Here is a 15,509-nt window from a genome sequence, read left to right as displayed (position 1 = left end):
GGGTCAGATTAGTACCACTCACGCGCCCGTAGCCCGCACCCGCGTAGTCACCCAAGCCCCCACCAACGCCACCCCCGCCATCGGCAGGAACACCGCAGCGAAGGCCGCCGGATGAGACCCGGCACCGCCCGCCTCCGTCGCCGCATGTGTCACCGTGCCGCCGCCCAGCGCGGCGAACGCGGCGCCGCCCACGGCCAGCAGGATGACGTTGGACAGGCCGTCGGAGATCTGGAGGGCGGCGGAGTTGGTGCCGGCCTCCTCCGGGGCGGAAAGGTGGAGCAGCAGCACGCTGGTGGAGGAGATCACCAGGCCCATCCCGAAGCAGCCGAAGGCCCAGGCGACGGCGAGGGTCCAGGCCGGCACGGAGTCGATCAGCACGCTCGGCGCGGCGGCGATGGCCGCGGCCACCAGCACCATCCCCAGCGTCATCAGGCGTTCCCGGTACGGCTCCACGCGCGGCCGCGACTGAACCAACGACCCCAGCGCCCATGTCCCCCCACCCGCCGCGAGCGAGAACCCGGCCAGCGTCGGGGACAGCCCCCGCTGGGTCACCAGCATCAACGGCACGAAGGACTCGGCCGCGATGAAGGACCCCGCGGCCACCCCGCGCAGCAGCACGACGGACGGCAGCCCGCGCGCCGCCCGGTACGTGCCGCGCGGCAGCAGCCCGAGCACGGCTGGCACGAGCAGCGCGGCCCCCGCGACACCGGGCACCAGCGACAGCCACCGCAGGTCCTGGGCGGCGTACTGAAGCAGCCCGGCACCCAGCGAGATCCCGAGGGCGAGCCGAATACGACGCCGATCGAAGGAGGCACCTTCCGCGGCGGCGTCCACCGACCCCGACGCCCGCCGCCGTATCTGCGGCAGCGCGAGCGCCAGCGGAAAGACGACAAGCACCGGAATCCCGACGAACACCCACCGCCAGCCGAGATGTTCGGTCACCGCACCGGAGGCGAGCGGACCGACGATCGACGGCACGACCCAACTCGCCGCGAACGCCGCCATGATGGCCGGCCGCAACCGCTCGGGATAAACACGCCCGACAACGACGTACAACGCGACGATCACCAGCCCACCACCGAGCCCCTGCACGGCCCGCCCGAGGATGAACAGCCACATCACGCCGGCGGTCCCGGACAGCAGCAGCCCCGCGGCGAAGGCGCCGATACCGGTGGTCAACGGCCCGAGCGGCCCCTTCCGGTCGGACCACTGGCCGGAGAGCACCATCCCGAACAGGCTGGTCGTGAAGTACCCCGAGAACGCGAACGCGTACAGCGACACCCCGTCCAACTCCCGCGCCGCAACCGGCATCGCCGTTCCAACAGCCGTCGCCTCGAACGCGATCAACAGCACGACGGAGACGATCCCGACGCTCAGCGCCCGGTACGCCCGGCTCAACACGGTCTCGTCGCGCTCGGCGGCGGTGGACGGGGCAGGGGCGTCGGCGACACCGGTGTCGCCGGGTTCCAGGGCGGTCATGGTCGCCAGCGTAAGACCCACAACCCGCTTTGACCCCTGTCGGGAGGATGCCTCGGGCTCGGACCTTGGTCGTAGGACCACGGCCGGTTACGCCTCCAACTCCTCGGCAAGCGCACGCTTCCCCGCCGCGACCAGCCGAGCGACTTTGAGCGGCGTGCACAGCACGGCGGACGACGGCATGGGCACCGCCCAGTACGAGACGAACGCCTGCGGATCGAACTCCACGATGTCCACCCTCGGCACGCCGAGGTAGGTTCCGCGCCCCAGGCACTCCACGCCAAGCGGCCGCCATTCCTCGGCCGCGTCACGCCACGTCGTAGGCATGCTGCCGGGGACCAGCGCGTAGTACCGGGGCCCGCGCGGGTCGCAGATGACGGGACCGCCGTCGAGGACTTCATCAAGGAAGGCGTCGACGTCCGCCGGATCGCTGGAGCAGGCCACGGCATGCACGAGGTGTGCGGGAAGCCGGACGGCGGAGCAGAGAGTGCCCAGGGGCAGCAGAGCCACCTTGTTGTCGATCCACTCTTGGCGGGCCTGGGCAGGTACCGGGTGGGCCGACAGCAGCCAGTGGGCGGTTGCCAACTCCCGGTCGGCACGGGAATGTACGAGCACCCCAGGTTCCGGTTCGGCAGGGCGCAGCGCACTGCCCCTGCCCTGGCCCACATCATCCAGGCGGGTACTCGTCTGCATATCGGCGTCCACGCTTGCACCTTCCCTATACGCTCAGTTGCCAGGTGACTACTTGAACGGTAGAAAGCTGCGATCACCGCTTGAAGTGACTACCGGTACGGGTAGAGGCGTCCTCCTGCACGGGAATGGTGGTTGCATGCCGTCGAGTCAGGGACCAGCCCCGACTGGCGGTCGGGGTTCGTCCTCAAGGCCTCGGTCAGGGATCATCTCCGGCTACGTTTTCCGGCTGATCCGGGAGCAGTTGGGGCACACGCAGGAAGCCCTCGCCGGGCAGCTCCAAGTCTCCCCCGACACCATCGCGGGCTGGGAATCGGGACGGCGTCCGCTGACGGCCGTACCCGTTGGACAGATGCTGGTGCTCCGGCACCAACTGATGCAGTTCGGTACCGTGCCCGCGCTGTTGCAGGCGCTTGAGCGGGCCATGGAAGCCGACGTGCTCTTGGCCGGCGCGCTCGACGACCAGGCTCCTATGGAGACGAGTCCACTGGGTGCCTGGGTGATGCAGCGCGACCTCGTCGAGGTCCTCGCGTGGCCGCTCAACGGCGTACCGCCACGGCCGATCCGCACCCTCCCCACTCCACGGCGGCCACGACGCGGCCCCGTCCCTTCAGCCCCCGAGCTGTCCCCCGATGACAAGCGCCGATTCTTCACACACATGCGCCGCACCGCCGAACGCGCTCGCGATGAGCGGCAGTTCCTCCTCCGCCGCCAGGCCCTGTATCTCTCCGGCTACGACGACCGGGCGGACACCCACACGTGGCTTGCCCACCAACAGACCACCGGACGGCCGAGCAACTGGCTGACCGACTGGCTCAACGCCCGTTCCATCGCCGCCGTAGCCGCCCGCCAGGGCGACCGCGACCGCATGAGCCACTTCATCGACTTCGCGCTGAGCGACGACGCCGGCGAAGTCGCGAACCTCAACTACTGGGCGTACTGGATCGGCGAAACCACCCACCCTGAACTCTCCGACAACTTCATCGCATCGCGCACACCTGGCTCCTGGCCAGGGCACAAGCTGCTCGCCCACCTCGCCCATGGCCTCTCACCTCACCACGGCTACGTCGAACTCAACATCCACTCGCTCTGGTCCCTGCTCGCGATCCGCCCGAACCTTCTGAAATCCGGGGCCGCTGCCCACGCCCTTCGCGAACGGCTGCCAGTGATGTTGGATAGCCGGGAGCTGTCCACGCGCGCACGCCGCGAGCTGGACAGCATCAGGTATGCGATCCGCCTCGCCGAGGCGTGAGAGGAGTCCGAGCGTGGCCGAGGAACTGGCCCAGGTGGCACGCTTCCTGTACGAAGCGGGAACGCTCAAGCAGTCCAAGCGCACCGGCTGGTGGATGGCTGGCGTACGCGACCCCGAAAGCGTGGCCGAGCACGCCTGGCGCACCTCACTGATCGCGTCGATCATCGCCAAGCTGGAAGGCGCCGACCCGGCCCGCGCCGCATTCCTGGCCGTCTGGCACGACTCCCAAGAGACCCGAACCGGCGACGTCAACCACCTCGCCAAGAAGTACGCCGACGAGGCCGACCCCCAGGCCGTCACCGCAGACCAGGTGACGGGCATGCCCGAATCCCTCGCCTCCACCGTGCGAGACCTGATCGCCGAGTACGAGGCCCGCGAGTCCCCCGAAGCAATCTGCGCCCGCGACGCGGACAAGCTGGAGTGCATGCTGCAGGGCATCGAGTACAAGTCCCAGGGCTACGAACTCGCCCAACGCTGGATCGACAACAGCCGCAGCCGCCTCACAACGAAGACGGCCATCGAACTCGCCGATCAGCTGTTGAGCATGGGGCCGCTGGAGTGGCTGCGTGCTGTCATGGGTGAGCGGCCCGACTGAGCCGGGATACGACGAGACCCTGTCACTGGCCGAGGTTCCGTGGGAGGCAGACGGCCTCAAGACCAGACCTTTTATGAACGGGGTGTGGCAGTCCCATTGCAGCACGCGGGATTCTCTTGAGGCCCTCCCCGCCCCGCCATACGGTCGTTTCACCAGGTTCGGAACAGAGCACGCAGCACCACGCTCCACCGACACGGCCGTGTGCCCGAGTGGTTGAGGGGCTCGCCTGCAAAGCGAGTTACGCGGGTTCGATTCCCGCCACGGCCTCTGTTGCCTGACCAGGCAAAACGAAAGGGCGGCGCCCTGGGAGGGTGCCGCCCTTTTGGTTCTCCGTCTCAGTTGCCGTCTCAGTTGGCCGGTACGAGGGCCCCGGCGGCTCCGTCGTCGCCTTCGTCCGGTCGGTCCGTCTCGGGCTTCCAGATCAGGCCGTCCACCTGCTTTGCGATGTCCGTCCGCACCCCATCGACCATGTGCTGATACCTCGCGGCCATGGCTGTGGTGGACCACCCCATGAGGCCCATGACGGCGCGCTCGGGGACGCCAAGGATTAGTAGGACCGTGGCGGCCGTGTGGCGCGCGTCGTGCAGCCGACCGTCCCGTACCTTCGCCTCAGCCAAAAGATCCTTCCACTCAGTCCAGTCGCGACGGTGGGACGGGCTACGGCCGTGCTCATCCGGGAAGACCAGGCCGTTCTCCTCCCAGCGTTTCCCGGCCGCCTTCCTCTCCGCTTCCTGCGCCTTGAGGTGCGCACGGAGTAGGTCAACGAGCTGTTCGGGAAGGCCGACCGCGCGGCGACCGGCGCGCGACTTGGTGACGGTCAACTCCGGGTTGGTCCGTCGCTTCTGCGGGCAGTACCCGGCGGCCTTGCGTCCGCAGGGCTCGGTGCACCCGTGGGCGTATTGCGGCCGGTGGCGGCTACGGCGGACTACGAGGAATCCACCGTCAAGGTCGACATCCGCCCACTGCAAGCCCAGCACCTCCCCCTGACGCAGACCGAGCGCGAGGGCGACGGCCCACCGTGCGGAGTTGCGGTGCTGGTCGGCGGCCTTCAACAGTCGCTGTACCTCTTGGACGGTGTAGGGCTCTACCTCGTGGTCCCCCGTCTTCGGTGCCTTGGCCAACAGCACCGGGTTCTTGCCGAGATGCCCCCGCCGCACAGCCTCGTTGAGCGCAGCGCGAAAGGTCCGGTGCACCTGGTGAGCGGTCGCGGGCTTGCTGCCGTTGGCCTGCATCTTGGCGTAGAACACCTCGATGTGCTCGGGCTTCAGCCTGTCGAGACGGTGAGCGCCCAAGCCGGGAATGAGGTGCTTCCGGACGGCCACGCCGTACCCGACCATCGTGTTGTCGTTCACGGCGAGGGGCGCGACGTTCTCAATCCAGTGGGTCAGCCACGCCTTGACCGTCCATGCCTTGCCGGGCTTCCGCACGGTCTTGGCGTCGCGCTGCTTTTCCAACTCGCGTACGGCAGCCGTCACTTCAGCCCGGGTCTTGCGTTCGACGTGGCGGCGGTCCGGAGTGCCGTCGTCGCGGACGCCGACGGTGACGCGGCCGTGCCATTTGCCGTCCTTGCCGAAGTAGATCGAGCTACGGCCGTTGGGCTGTCGGGTGCGGTTCTTCTTTTCCTCTGCCACAGGCAGGCTCCTGTTTCGTGGTGTCGGGATGGGGACCGGGGCGGCGGGTTGTCCTTGTCCGGGAGCCGCCGCCCCGGGCGCCGTCAAGCGGCGCGATGGGCGGTGCGGAGGCGGGTGACGTACGCGGCCGGCGCATCGGCGGGGACGCGCCGGAGACGGCCGACGGGTACGGACTCCAGCTCTCCGGAGCGGATGAGCCCGTAGCACGTTGTCCGGCCGATGCGGAGTCGGCGGGCGGCTTCTTCGACGGTGAGGAGAACCAACGTCGGGTCATCGTCGGTGGACGTCGCCGGGGTTCCGTGGTCGTTCAAGACTCGCTCCTTGGAGGGTCCGGGTTCACGGGGGAGCGCCGCCACAGAAACCACGAAATACACAGAAAGCTGGGATCGCGGCTCTGACCTGCGGCGATACTGTGCGGTGGCCACTGCCACAGAAATCGCCGAAGGTCCCACAGAAATAAGGGGGCCGGTCCGGTGCAGCCGGGTCGGGCTTATTTCTGTGGCTTCTCTGCGAGTTTCTGTGGCAGGGCGCCGTGAGCCCCTGACGTGGCTGTCTGTGCAGGTCAGGGGCTCACGGCGGGTATTTCTGTGATTCTGTGGTTTCTGTGGACGGGCTCAGGTGGTCGGGTCGGTCAGCCGGGGGTGGACCAGGTAGCGCGGCGAGGGCGGCCGGCCGCGACCTCCTGTGCGGACGATGGGTTGTGATCGCACGTAGCCGTGGTCTTCCAGCAGGGTCAGCGTCGGGTCCAAGTCCGCAGCGGTGGGGAACTCCGAGCGGGAGAGCTTGACCATCAGGTCGCGCTTGCTGACCTCGGTCCACCGGTGCGTGCGCAGCGCCTCTAGGACGCTTTGAGCGCGTGCGGTGGTGTGGTCAGCGCCCATGACGTCGAACGCGGCGAGGGCGTGAGTGGTGTAGTACTCCCCCAACTCGATCGCCGCGTCCATGGTGGCCACGGTGACCGGGTGGGCGTAGCCGTTGCCGCCATGTTCGGCGAGGTGCAGCAGCGCGGCCATGCGGGCGGTGGCCCCGGCAAGTTTTCCGGCCCAGTTGGAGATGTGGCCCAGCTTGCCGCCGCGTGCCTTGAGCTGCGGTTCGATGCGCTTCTGATAGGCGATCAAGGCCGCGTCGGCTTCCGGGGTGAGCTGGATGACGGCCGGGTCGGTCCACTCCGCCAGGGACAGGGTGAGGTCGATGACCCGGTCTGTGTAGGTGCTGGCCGTCTGTTCGGGGACGGGGTCAGTGATGATCTGGCGTTCACCGACCGTGGACACCGGGAGGGAGTACAGGAAGCGGGCCAGCAGTCCGCGTCCCTCGAACCCCTTGACCTTGCCAATGTCCCGCAGCACGTCCGGCTGTACGGCGAGACCGATGGTCAGGGCGGGCGCGTCGATGTACTCGCGGCGGGTCTGCCGGTTCACCCTCAGCCGGTCCCCGGCATGGCCTTTCAGGAAGACTTCCATGTTGGGGGCGCCGGAGTAGCGGCCGGCGATGATGTCGAAGATGCCGCCTTCAGCGCTCATCACCGACAGTCGGCCGCCCTGTTCGGCCATGAGCGAGGTGACCGTCTCGGGTGTCGAGTCGTCCGCCAGCAGGACCGGTTCGGCGGGGACGGTCAGCGTGTCGGCGGTCTGCGCGAGGCCGACGGCGGTCGCCACCATGTCATCCCGCTTGTCGCCGTCGGCGGACGCGGCCTTGGCGGCGGCCTTGTCCGCCGCTTCCTTGGCCAACCTCGCCGTCAGCTCCGCCTCGACGATGACGGGCTTCATCGCGGTCTTGAGCTGTTTCTCTGCCTCGTACAGGGGATTGGTCAGCAGCGCGAAGACGGCGGACTTGCGGTTGGCGGGCGGTAGCGCGACCACCGTGTAGAGGTTGGTCGGCTCACGCCAGTTCCCGCGCACATGGACCACCGACCGGCCGCCGGCCGCCGTGGCGAGCACGGCGAGGGCGATGGACCCGGCGAGGTCCACCGGGGTCTGCGTCTCCTCCGCGACGGCCGCCACGAACTCGCCCAACCAGGTGGGGAGGACGTGGGCGGGGAACGGCGGACGCTCACGGCGGCCGGTGAGGGGAATGGGGTCCTCCCACACGTCCGGTGCCGTGGCGTCCTCGCCGGGCGGGTCTTCCAGGGTGGGCAGCCCGGCCCACAGGTCGGGACTGTCCACAGGCTGTGGAGTCATGAGGCTGCCCTCCCTTCGGCGGTGGTGCTGTGCGGGCAGATGCCGACGATGACGCGGGCTTGCAGCGCGATGACGGCGGCACGGCCCCGGGCGCGTTCGTGATGCCCGCAGGCACAGAGCCAGTCCGCGACCGGTACGCCCTCGCACTGGATCTGCAGCCCCGGGTGGATGCCGGTGATGGTGACCGTCTGCGGGTCAGAACCAACAGCGATATGGACGCCCTTGCGGGCGGCGCCCTTCGGTTCGCCCACGGTCCGCCGTGGCGGGCGCTGTACGGCGCCCTGAGGGCTGTTCGCGGGGGTTCGGGATGCTTTGTTCATGCCGCACGCTCCGCAGCCGTCTCAAGGCCGTTGGCGACCGCGCGGCGCGCATAGGTCTCCGGGACACCCACGGAGACAGCGGCGGCCACGATCTCTTCCCCGATCGCCGCGAGTCCGCACGGGCCGGGACACGCGGTGTGCTTTGCGGCGAGGAACCGCGCGACACCGAACGCCTGGGAACCGGCGCCGGATTGGGTGCGGGCCCGCACGAGGGCGAGGCCGCGTTCCAGGCCCGTGCGGACGTAGCGGTCGGTGTGGCGACACCCGGTGGCCACATGCCGCGACCACGTGGCGCGGGTGAGAACAGAAGAGGCCACCTCCCCCCGGGCGGGGGTGGTGTCTTCCTTCACGACCAGGGCGCGCACGGCCGCCGGGAGAACGGCCATACGGCCGGTTCCGGGTCCGAGCCAACGGGCGTACTGGGTCAGGGATTTGATGTCAACGCCAGGTCGGACCGCGTTCGACGACGGCATGGTGCCCCGGTAGATCCAGTGTTCGCCGCGCGTCGTGGGCACCGTGCGGGTGGCGGGCAGGGTCTCGCGGGCCCATGCGACGGCCGCCGCGTTGTCCAGGTCGACCACCGTCAGCCCGGCCCCGCCGGGGTGGTAGGCGACCGCCACCGCCTCACGCCACACCGGCACCCACAGGGGCGAGGTGAGGATGTGCGGGTCGGTGGTCGCTGCGGCCCACGCGTGGCACGGCGCCGGACACTGGCAGGGGCCCGCCGCCTTCATGTTGGGCCGGCCGCCGCAGGCGCCGTCCTTGCAGGCACGGCAGTTGCCGAACGGGACCTTGCCCTGCCGCAGGGGCAGGACCGGGACACCGGCCGCCGCGAGGGCGAGAGCGGCCCTCAGAAGTTCAGGCCCCGATCGGGTGGCCGGGACCGAGGGTCCCTCGCCGAAAACGTGCAGTTGGGTCATGCTGTAGGTCTCCTGTTCTGCAACGTCGGGATAGGGAGACCGAGGGCGGCGGGTTGTCCTTGTCCGGGAGCCGCCGCCCTCGGGCGTAGCTAGTGGTTCTTGGCCCAGTGGGCGTATTCCTGGCGGACGTAGGCGCGCGGGTCGGCGACGGTCGCCGGGTGCTCCGGCCAGTACGGCGTGCCGTGGTAGTCGCCCTCGCCGTCCCGGTCGCGCTCGATCAGTCGGCGGGCCGCTTCCGTGGCCACCTCGCACGCGTCGCCGTGGAACCCGTCGGCCTCGCCCTGGAGTGCGATGCGGTCCAGCAGCGCGGCCTTGCGAAGCCAGTACTCCCGGTCAAGGCCCTCACCGAACGGCTTGTCAGCGGCCGTCTGTGCGGTCCATCCGATCTCGCTGACCATGCTCGGAGCGAGCGCGTACGCCTGTTCCGGCGTCGGCCACGGGCCCAACTCGGGCCGGTGGTCGGCGGTGACGTACAGGCGGGTTCGCTCGCCGTCGCGGGTGGGGTACTGGCGTACGGCGCCGGTGGCGAACATGCCGCTCAGTGCGGAGGTGACGCGCCCCGTGTCGGCCGGGTCGCAGATAACGCGGATCTCGAACATGGCTCTCCTGCCTGGCTGTTCAGCCGTTGAAGTGGTTGCGCTTGAAGACGGCCTTGCGGATGTTGAAGGTGTTGCCGCCGCTGTGGCCGCTCGCGCTGAACACCTGCACGGCGACCCATCCGCCGAAGATGACGGCGGCGAGGATGATGAGCTGGGTGATCAGCGCGGTCAGGGCGGTGATGAACGCGGTCAGCAGGAACAGTCCGCCGCAGACGGCGCCGAAGCCGATGCCCCCGAGGGCGATGTTCACCGCCGTGCGCGAGACGGCCGGCTTGGTCGCGACCGGTTCGGGCTTGGCGGGCTCCATGGCGTAGCCGGTGACGACGCGGCCGTCCGGCAGGACGACGCTCGCCACGGCCGGGATGGTGACCGGCTGCACGGGCACGAGCGGCGCGGTGTGTGCGGGCGTGATCGGGGCGGGGTGGTGGACTTCCACGGCCGCCACCTCCTGCCCGGCCGAACGGCGGTATGGGGTGGGTTCGTTCATGGGGCGTCTCCTCAGTTGCCGAGTGCGGACAGGGCGTCGGCGGACGCCTGCACGAGGTCGCGAATGGGCTCGTACGCGCCGGTGCCAGCGGCGAAGAACCCGAAGAGGAACAGGACGATGGCCGCGCCGCCGCCGGCGGACTTGGTCTTGACGGCGAGGGCGGAGGCGGCGCCGAACAGCAGTACGGCGGAGATGTCGAAGATCATCGGAAGCCTTCCGGTCGGGGGGTGTCGGTGCCGGCGCGGTAGATGCGCGCCCAGCGGTTGTAGAGCCAGCGGCCGACGCGTATGCGCTTGCCGGTGGCGTGGCAGCGGCGGCAGTCCTTGCCGCGCTTGAGGCGTCCCTTGCGGTCGGTCTTGAGCGCGTGGCCCATGCCACGGCACTTGCGGCAGTCGCCGAACGGCGAGGCCGCACACAGCCCGACGTAACCGAGCGTGACGGCGAACAGGCAGGCGATAGCAAGCAGGATGGGGGTCATCAGGGGCCCTCCGGGCGGGTTTCCAGGGTTTCCGCAGGTGGGGTGCTATCCGCTAGCTCACAGGTGGGAGCGGGTTTGGGGTGCTAGCGGGGGTGCTACCGGTAGCAGGTGTGGCTGCTACCGGTAGCACCTTGTCGGGGCTATGCGGCGCCCGGCTTTTCGTTACGCTCCGCAATCGCCTTGAGGACGTCGGCGCGGACGATGCCGCGCCGGGTGGTGCGGGTTCCGTCGTCGGTCGTGCCGGCCACGTCGCGAGTCTTGATGCCGTGCGGCTTGAGGGCGGAGGTGACGTTCTCGCCCTTCCACCCGCCGTAGACGTCGGGGCGGAGTTCGGCGAGGCGGGCGGCGATGCGCTCGTTCCACACCCGCTCTTCCTTCTCCGGCACGACCGCTACGACGTCGGCGAGCAGGTCATAGGACGGACCCGTGACGACCTGCGGTGCTTCCCCGAGCGCGTAGCCGGACAGCAATCCGGCCTTGTCCCGCACCTTTCGGGCGCGCCCGGCGACGCGCTCAGCCATGGGCGCGTCCAGGAACGTGCTGGAGACGATCCGGGCGTCAGAGCCCTCGCCCACGAAGTAGTGCAGGCCCTTGTCCCCCCACGCGAACATCGTGGCCCGCACCCCGCGCTTGTAGGAGGACGTGCCCAGGACCATGTCGTTCTCGGTCTGGCCCATCACCTTCAGGCAGAAGCGCGTGCTGGCGTTCGCGCTGATGCCGGTGGGCAGGGACTTGGCGTCGGGCCGCTGGGTGGCCAGCAGCAGCACGATCCCGGTGGCAGGGCCGCGCTTCACCAGGTCGGTGGCGATTTCCTCGAACTCCTTGCCGTGCTCAGCGTGCTCGAACAGCACCTGGCACTCATCCACCCCGACGATGACGGGGTGCAGACCGAGGGAGCGCTTGTCGGCAAGAGCGCTGGTCACCTTGGACTCGGGGCAGATGTCCCGGGGCAGCGAGCGGATCACCTTGGTACGGCGCCGCAGTTCCTCGCGCAGGGCGCGGAAGTCGTTGAGCGCGTACAGGATCGTCTCGTCTTCCTCGCCCACGCCGTGCCGGTGGGAGACGGCCTCGCCGACCGGGTCAAGGTCGCCGGTGCCCTTCATGTCGTAGGTGTGCAGCTCCGCACGCGGATCCAGGGCGGCGATGAGCAGCAGCAGCCGCAGGAGGAACGTCTTGCCCATACGGGGGATCGCGCCGATGATCCCGGCGATGAACATGAGCGTGACCTCAACCCAGCGTCCGCGCTGGTCAGTGCCGTAGGCGACCGGCTTGAACAGGTCGACCGTGCCGGACTTCAGCAGCGGCCATGCGGGCTTCGGGGCGGCCTTGAGGGTCTGGTCACCGACCCACAGCACGAGGTGACCGGGGTGTTCCTCCGACTCCGCCTCCGGCCACACACAGCCCAGCGGCCGGCGCAGGCCGGACGCGAGGCGTTCCCGCTTCTCGATCACGTCGGTCACGGTCACGCCGAAGGGAAGGTTGCCCTCCGCCCGCCAGCCGGGGCCGTCGCGGGTGATCGGGGCGGTGAACTCGAACCCGTCCCGTCCCTTGGACTGCGCCTGGTTGATCGCAGGAATGCCGATCGCCCCGAGCGCCCGCAGGACGATGTCCGACGTGAGCTTGGATGCCTTCGGCACGTCCACAGCCCGGTGGATGACCGGCGCATCGGCCTTGCGTCCGGCGACCCCGAGCGCGAGCACCAGGGCGCCGACCGAGACGGCTTGCAGCCAGTCGGGGGCGAGGACGTACAGGGCGAGTGCCAGACCGAGCCCAACGAACATGCCCAGCACGGCGACCAGGGTGCGGAGACGTACGCGGCCGTCGCGCTGGCGGGAGAGCTTCAGGTACTCGGCAGCGTCCTCGCGGCGCACGGCGGCGAGCCGGACGGGTTCGCCCTCGCGGTCGGCCACCCACCGCATGGTGCCGCCGACGAACCGGGCCAGACCGGTCGGCGCCTGCATGGTCAGCCGCGCGGCATACACCGGGGAGCGCAGAGCGTGGTAGCCGGCCGCGTGCGTGTAGTGGCGGGCCACCCACGCCGTGGCGGTCTTGAGTTCCGCGACCGAGCGCAGCCACATAGGGACCACGTCCCGGCGCTTGGCGGCGGCGAGCCGACCGAGGTAGCCCGGACCGACCGCCTTGAGGGTCGGCTGGTCGACCACGACGGGCGCGGTCGGGTCGTCCGACTCCGGGTCGATCGGGGCCGGTTCGCGGGCGGCGCGGGCCTTGTCGAGGTCGACCACGTCAGCCCCTGAGCCGGGGTCGGAGTCGGCGGCCATCTCGGCTTCCAGCCGGTTGAACAGTTCGTCGTCGTCGGGGTGCTTCACTGAGGGTCCTTCCACTTTCGGGTGTGAGGAGGGCGGGCCCGGTCGACGCTGTAGGAGGTGGGCGGCCGGGCCCGTGAGAAGAGAGTCAGCCCAGACGGGCCGGGAGAGGCCACACAGAGTGTGTGGGTTGTGAGATTCAGGCAGCGCGCTGTTCCTCGGGATAGGCGCAGGTGACGCAGGTTCCGAGCGTGGGCGGGATGACGTATCCGGCGTCCCGGCCGCACTCGGGGCAACGGCGGCGGGCGGCATTGGCCTTGGCGAGCGCCGCCCACCTCGCCGGGGTCATCGGCCGCACCGGACGGGCGAGGTCGACCCGGTACAGGTACGCGGTCAGCGGCTCCCGACGGCGACGCGGGCGCAGGATCTGCGCCGCGACATCCTGACCGCCCGGCCGCAGTCCCCGACTGCGCAGTTGGCGGCGGGTGGCCAAGTCGTCCGGGGCGCACCGCCACGGGTAGGTGGGGATGCCGAAGCGCTCCCCGGTCGGGTCGAAGCAATCGGCGAGGGTCAGCCGCTTCATGCGGCCTTACCGCCACCGGCGGCACGTTCTGCAAGGATCGTGTCCCGCAGCGTCCGCGCGTTCGCGGGCGAGGTGTGGATCTCGCGACGGATGCCCTCCGCCGTGATCCGGCTGTCCGGCCAATCGGCGGTCGCGGTCCGTGCCTCAGCGAGCAACTGATCCGCCGTGCGCTTCGGACGGGGCGACCGCGCCACCTCCGGAACCCGGCCGGTCGCCCGACGGGATCGGGGGGAGTCGGCCCCCACCGCCCTACTGCCGGTCGGAGCAGGATCGGCCTTGACCGGGTCGACCGCCGGGGCGATCGCGGGTACGGGCTTGAGCGGGAGAGTCGGCTTCACGAAGTCGACCGCCACCGGATCGGGCACCGAGAATCGAGTCAGCACCACCGACGGCGCTGGGGTCGATTCCCGCAGGTCAGCCGTAGACCGATTCCTCACGGTCTCGGTAGATTCCTCCGCATTCCCGACCGGGGTGGGAACTGGGTCAGTACCGCCGAACATCGACAGGAGCGCAGCGTTCGCACCGGCGGTGACGCGGTCGCGCTGGACTTCCAGCAGCCTCGATCCAAGTGCCGCGTCCCCGACCCCGACCTTGCGGGCCAGACGCCAAGACTTGCGTTCCGACCACGTCTTGACCCGGTCACTGGGGTGGTGTGCGGCACGGGCGCGGTGGTAGGCGAGCGCTTGCACGATGTCGGCGGTGCGCCGCTCGTTCTCCGCGTCGCGGCCGTCAGTGTGGACGACGATCCGGCGGGCGAGGAACGCCATGCCCTCCGCCGACACGGACATGCCCATCGGGGTCAGCGCGTAGATGACGGTGCGGCCCAGGTCCGGCGCCGCCATGGCGCCCATGACCGACGCGGCGGCCGGCAGCGCCCACAGCCCGACCCGCACGACGCGCGGCGAGGACTGGCCCAGCATGGTCAGCCCCAACAGCACCAAGGCGAGCACGGCCGTGGCACCCTCACCAGCGGCGAGGGCCCCGAGCGCGGTGCCCTTGCCGTAGGAGTGCCCGATGTTGCTGTAGGTGCCGATACCGCCGATCACGCCCGTGGCCAGCATTGGCACGAACGCGGCTGTCAGTACGCCGATCTGAACCTTCGTCAGAGGCTTGCGGGTCTCGCTCATGCCGCTTCCCCCGTCCCCGACCGGTGGCCGCGAACGGAACGCAGGAACGGCACCGTACGGGTCAGCGCGTCGGCGTACAGGGCGTCCCAACCGGCGATCTCGTCACCGGCCTCCGCCTCCGCACGCAGGTCGGCGAGGACGTCACGGGCCGCGTCCTCACGGGCGGCGCGCTCGCCGTCCGTCTCGAACTCCAGCGGGCCCCGGAACAGGTCGACGTCGATACCGAGTGCCAGTTCCGCGAACTCCAGGTCGCCGAACGCCTCCTGTCCGGCAACGAATGTGCGCATACGCATGGTGGATCTCTCCTCTGACTGCGTCGGGATGGGGAGACCGGAAGCGGCGCGTTGTCCTTGTCCGGGAGTGCGCCGCACCGGCAATGAGGGCCAACACCGCAGGAAGCGGCGGGCCAAGCGCCCCGGGCGGAATCTGATCCCGCGCCCTCGCGGCTGGTTACCGGGGCTGTTGAAGTGGATTCGAGGACTTCACCGGGTGCCGTCGCCACGGCCAACCGGTCCCGACCCTCGAACTGTCGGGGCGCCCTATTCGCACTGCTCGGCGCCAGCAGAACGACCACGAACCGGGCGGGCCCTCAGCAGGACATCGACATCGGTAGCGGTCGTCGACGGTCATCACCCGGCCGTCGCGGGGACGGGGTCAAGCCCCGTCAAGCTCAAAACACTCTGTTGAGTTCTCAACCAACCGGCGCTTCCTTCGTACCGACCCCTGCGGGCTTTCCTCCGGGCGCTGAACGGCGACACACACCCCGTTGCGTGGTGTGTATTACCTACCACTCACGTTGGCAGAAGGATTCCGCGCCGTCAACCCGTGGCTTTCGACTCGGAACCGCCGGCCTGCCCCGTGCGGTGGTGGTTCAACTGTCGTCAGATGGCGAGCACTTCGGGAGCGTGTA

17 protein-coding genes and 1 tRNA gene are annotated in these 15,509 nt (G+C 69.7%); 3 read left to right on the top strand and 15 right to left on the bottom strand.

Features of this window, described 5'->3' with window-relative positions:
• Nucleotides 1–18: 18 nt before the first annotated feature.
• Together CLM62_RS05555 and CLM62_RS05550 are read right to left on the bottom strand one after the other, a co-directional pair.
• Nucleotides 19–1,479, bottom strand: coding sequence for an MFS transporter (locus CLM62_RS05555; protein WP_095748747.1), 1,461 nt, complete (start codon nt 1,477–1,479; stop codon nt 19–21).
• A gap of 87 nt (nt 1,480–1,566) precedes the next feature.
• A complete protein-coding gene (locus tag CLM62_RS05550) occupies nt 1,567–2,091 on the bottom strand; it encodes a hypothetical protein (protein WP_257003679.1) in 525 nt (174 codons plus the stop codon).
• A 214-nt stretch (nt 2,092–2,305) separates the two neighbouring features.
• Here CLM62_RS05550 and CLM62_RS05545 point away from each other — a divergent pair, with 214 nt between their 5' ends.
• The 3 genes from CLM62_RS05545 (at nt 2,306) to CLM62_RS05535 (ending at nt 4,280) form a co-directional block, all read left to right on the top strand.
• A complete protein-coding gene (locus CLM62_RS05545) occupies nt 2,306–3,418 on the top strand; it encodes a helix-turn-helix transcriptional regulator (RefSeq protein WP_095748732.1) in 1,113 nt (370 codons plus the stop codon).
• Between the two features lie 13 nt (nt 3,419–3,431).
• The gene (locus CLM62_RS05540) at nt 3,432–4,013 is read left to right on the top strand and encodes an HD family hydrolase (protein ID WP_095748731.1); all 582 of its coding nucleotides are present in this window, start codon (nt 3,432–3,434) and stop codon (nt 4,011–4,013) included.
• 195 nt (nt 4,014–4,208) lie between these two features.
• Nucleotides 4,209–4,280: transfer RNA gene (locus CLM62_RS05535), tRNA-Cys, on the top strand.
• A gap of 80 nt (nt 4,281–4,360) precedes the next feature.
• Here CLM62_RS05535 and CLM62_RS05530 read toward each other — a convergent pair.
• From CLM62_RS05530 to CLM62_RS05470, 13 genes are all read right to left on the bottom strand, one after another.
• Nucleotides 4,361–5,644, bottom strand: a complete 1,284-nt coding sequence (locus tag CLM62_RS05530) for a site-specific integrase (RefSeq protein ID WP_095748730.1) — start codon at nt 5,642–5,644, stop codon at nt 4,361–4,363.
• A gap of 83 nt (nt 5,645–5,727) precedes the next feature.
• On the bottom strand, nt 5,728–5,955 hold the full coding sequence (locus tag CLM62_RS05525) for a helix-turn-helix domain-containing protein (protein WP_095748729.1): 228 nt from the start codon (nt 5,953–5,955) through the stop codon (nt 5,728–5,730).
• Nucleotides 5,956–6,258: 303 nt separating this feature from the next.
• Complete coding sequence (locus CLM62_RS05520; RefSeq protein WP_095748728.1) at nt 6,259–7,806, bottom strand: YfjI family protein; 1,548 nt, start codon at nt 7,804–7,806, stop codon at nt 6,259–6,261.
• A gap of 11 nt (nt 7,807–7,817) precedes the next feature.
• Nucleotides 7,818–8,141, bottom strand: coding sequence for a hypothetical protein (locus CLM62_RS05515; protein ID WP_257003678.1), 324 nt, complete (start codon nt 8,139–8,141; stop codon nt 7,818–7,820).
• The gene (locus CLM62_RS05510) at nt 8,138–9,061 is read right to left on the bottom strand and encodes a bifunctional DNA primase/polymerase (RefSeq protein ID WP_257003677.1); all 924 of its coding nucleotides are present in this window, start codon (nt 9,059–9,061) and stop codon (nt 8,138–8,140) included. Before CLM62_RS05510 ends, CLM62_RS05515 begins: the two co-directional genes overlap by 4 nt.
• An 89-nt stretch (nt 9,062–9,150) precedes the next feature.
• Nucleotides 9,151–9,660, bottom strand: a complete 510-nt coding sequence (locus tag CLM62_RS05505; protein WP_095748726.1) for a hypothetical protein — start codon at nt 9,658–9,660, stop codon at nt 9,151–9,153.
• Nucleotides 9,661–9,679: 19 nt separating this feature from the next.
• Nucleotides 9,680–10,147, bottom strand: a complete 468-nt coding sequence (locus CLM62_RS05500) for a hypothetical protein (RefSeq protein WP_095748725.1) — start codon at nt 10,145–10,147, stop codon at nt 9,680–9,682.
• 11 nt (nt 10,148–10,158) lie between these two features.
• Entirely contained in the window at nt 10,159–10,353 is a 195-nt protein-coding gene (locus tag CLM62_RS05495; protein ID WP_095748724.1) for a hypothetical protein, read from the bottom strand.
• Complete coding sequence (locus CLM62_RS05490; RefSeq protein WP_095748723.1) at nt 10,350–10,625, bottom strand: hypothetical protein; 276 nt, start codon at nt 10,623–10,625, stop codon at nt 10,350–10,352. The genes CLM62_RS05495 and CLM62_RS05490 overlap by 4 nt, the downstream gene beginning before the upstream one ends.
• Before the next feature lie 140 nt (nt 10,626–10,765).
• Nucleotides 10,766–12,952: a cell division protein FtsK gene (locus CLM62_RS05485; RefSeq protein WP_095748722.1), complete on the bottom strand. Its 2,187-nt coding sequence runs from the start codon at nt 12,950–12,952 to the stop codon at nt 10,766–10,768.
• Nucleotides 12,953–13,088: 136 nt separating this feature from the next.
• On the bottom strand, nt 13,089–13,472 hold the full coding sequence (locus CLM62_RS05480) for an RRQRL motif-containing zinc-binding protein (protein WP_095748721.1): 384 nt from the start codon (nt 13,470–13,472) through the stop codon (nt 13,089–13,091).
• Nucleotides 13,469–14,599: a conjugal transfer protein gene (locus CLM62_RS05475; RefSeq protein WP_095748720.1), complete on the bottom strand. Its 1,131-nt coding sequence runs from the start codon at nt 14,597–14,599 to the stop codon at nt 13,469–13,471. Before CLM62_RS05475 ends, CLM62_RS05480 begins: the two co-directional genes overlap by 4 nt.
• A complete protein-coding gene (locus CLM62_RS05470) occupies nt 14,596–14,886 on the bottom strand; it encodes a hypothetical protein (RefSeq protein WP_095748719.1) in 291 nt (96 codons plus the stop codon). The genes CLM62_RS05475 and CLM62_RS05470 overlap by 4 nt, the downstream gene beginning before the upstream one ends.
• Nucleotides 14,887–15,509 lie beyond the last annotated feature (623 nt).

It is taken from the genome of Streptomyces sp. SA15 (assembly GCF_002291145.1).
In the GTDB taxonomy this organism is placed as follows: Bacteria; Actinomycetota; Actinomycetes; order Streptomycetales; family Streptomycetaceae; genus Streptomyces.
Note: the sequence above shows the minus strand (reverse complement) of the source record. Positions and strands in the feature narration are given on the sequence as shown.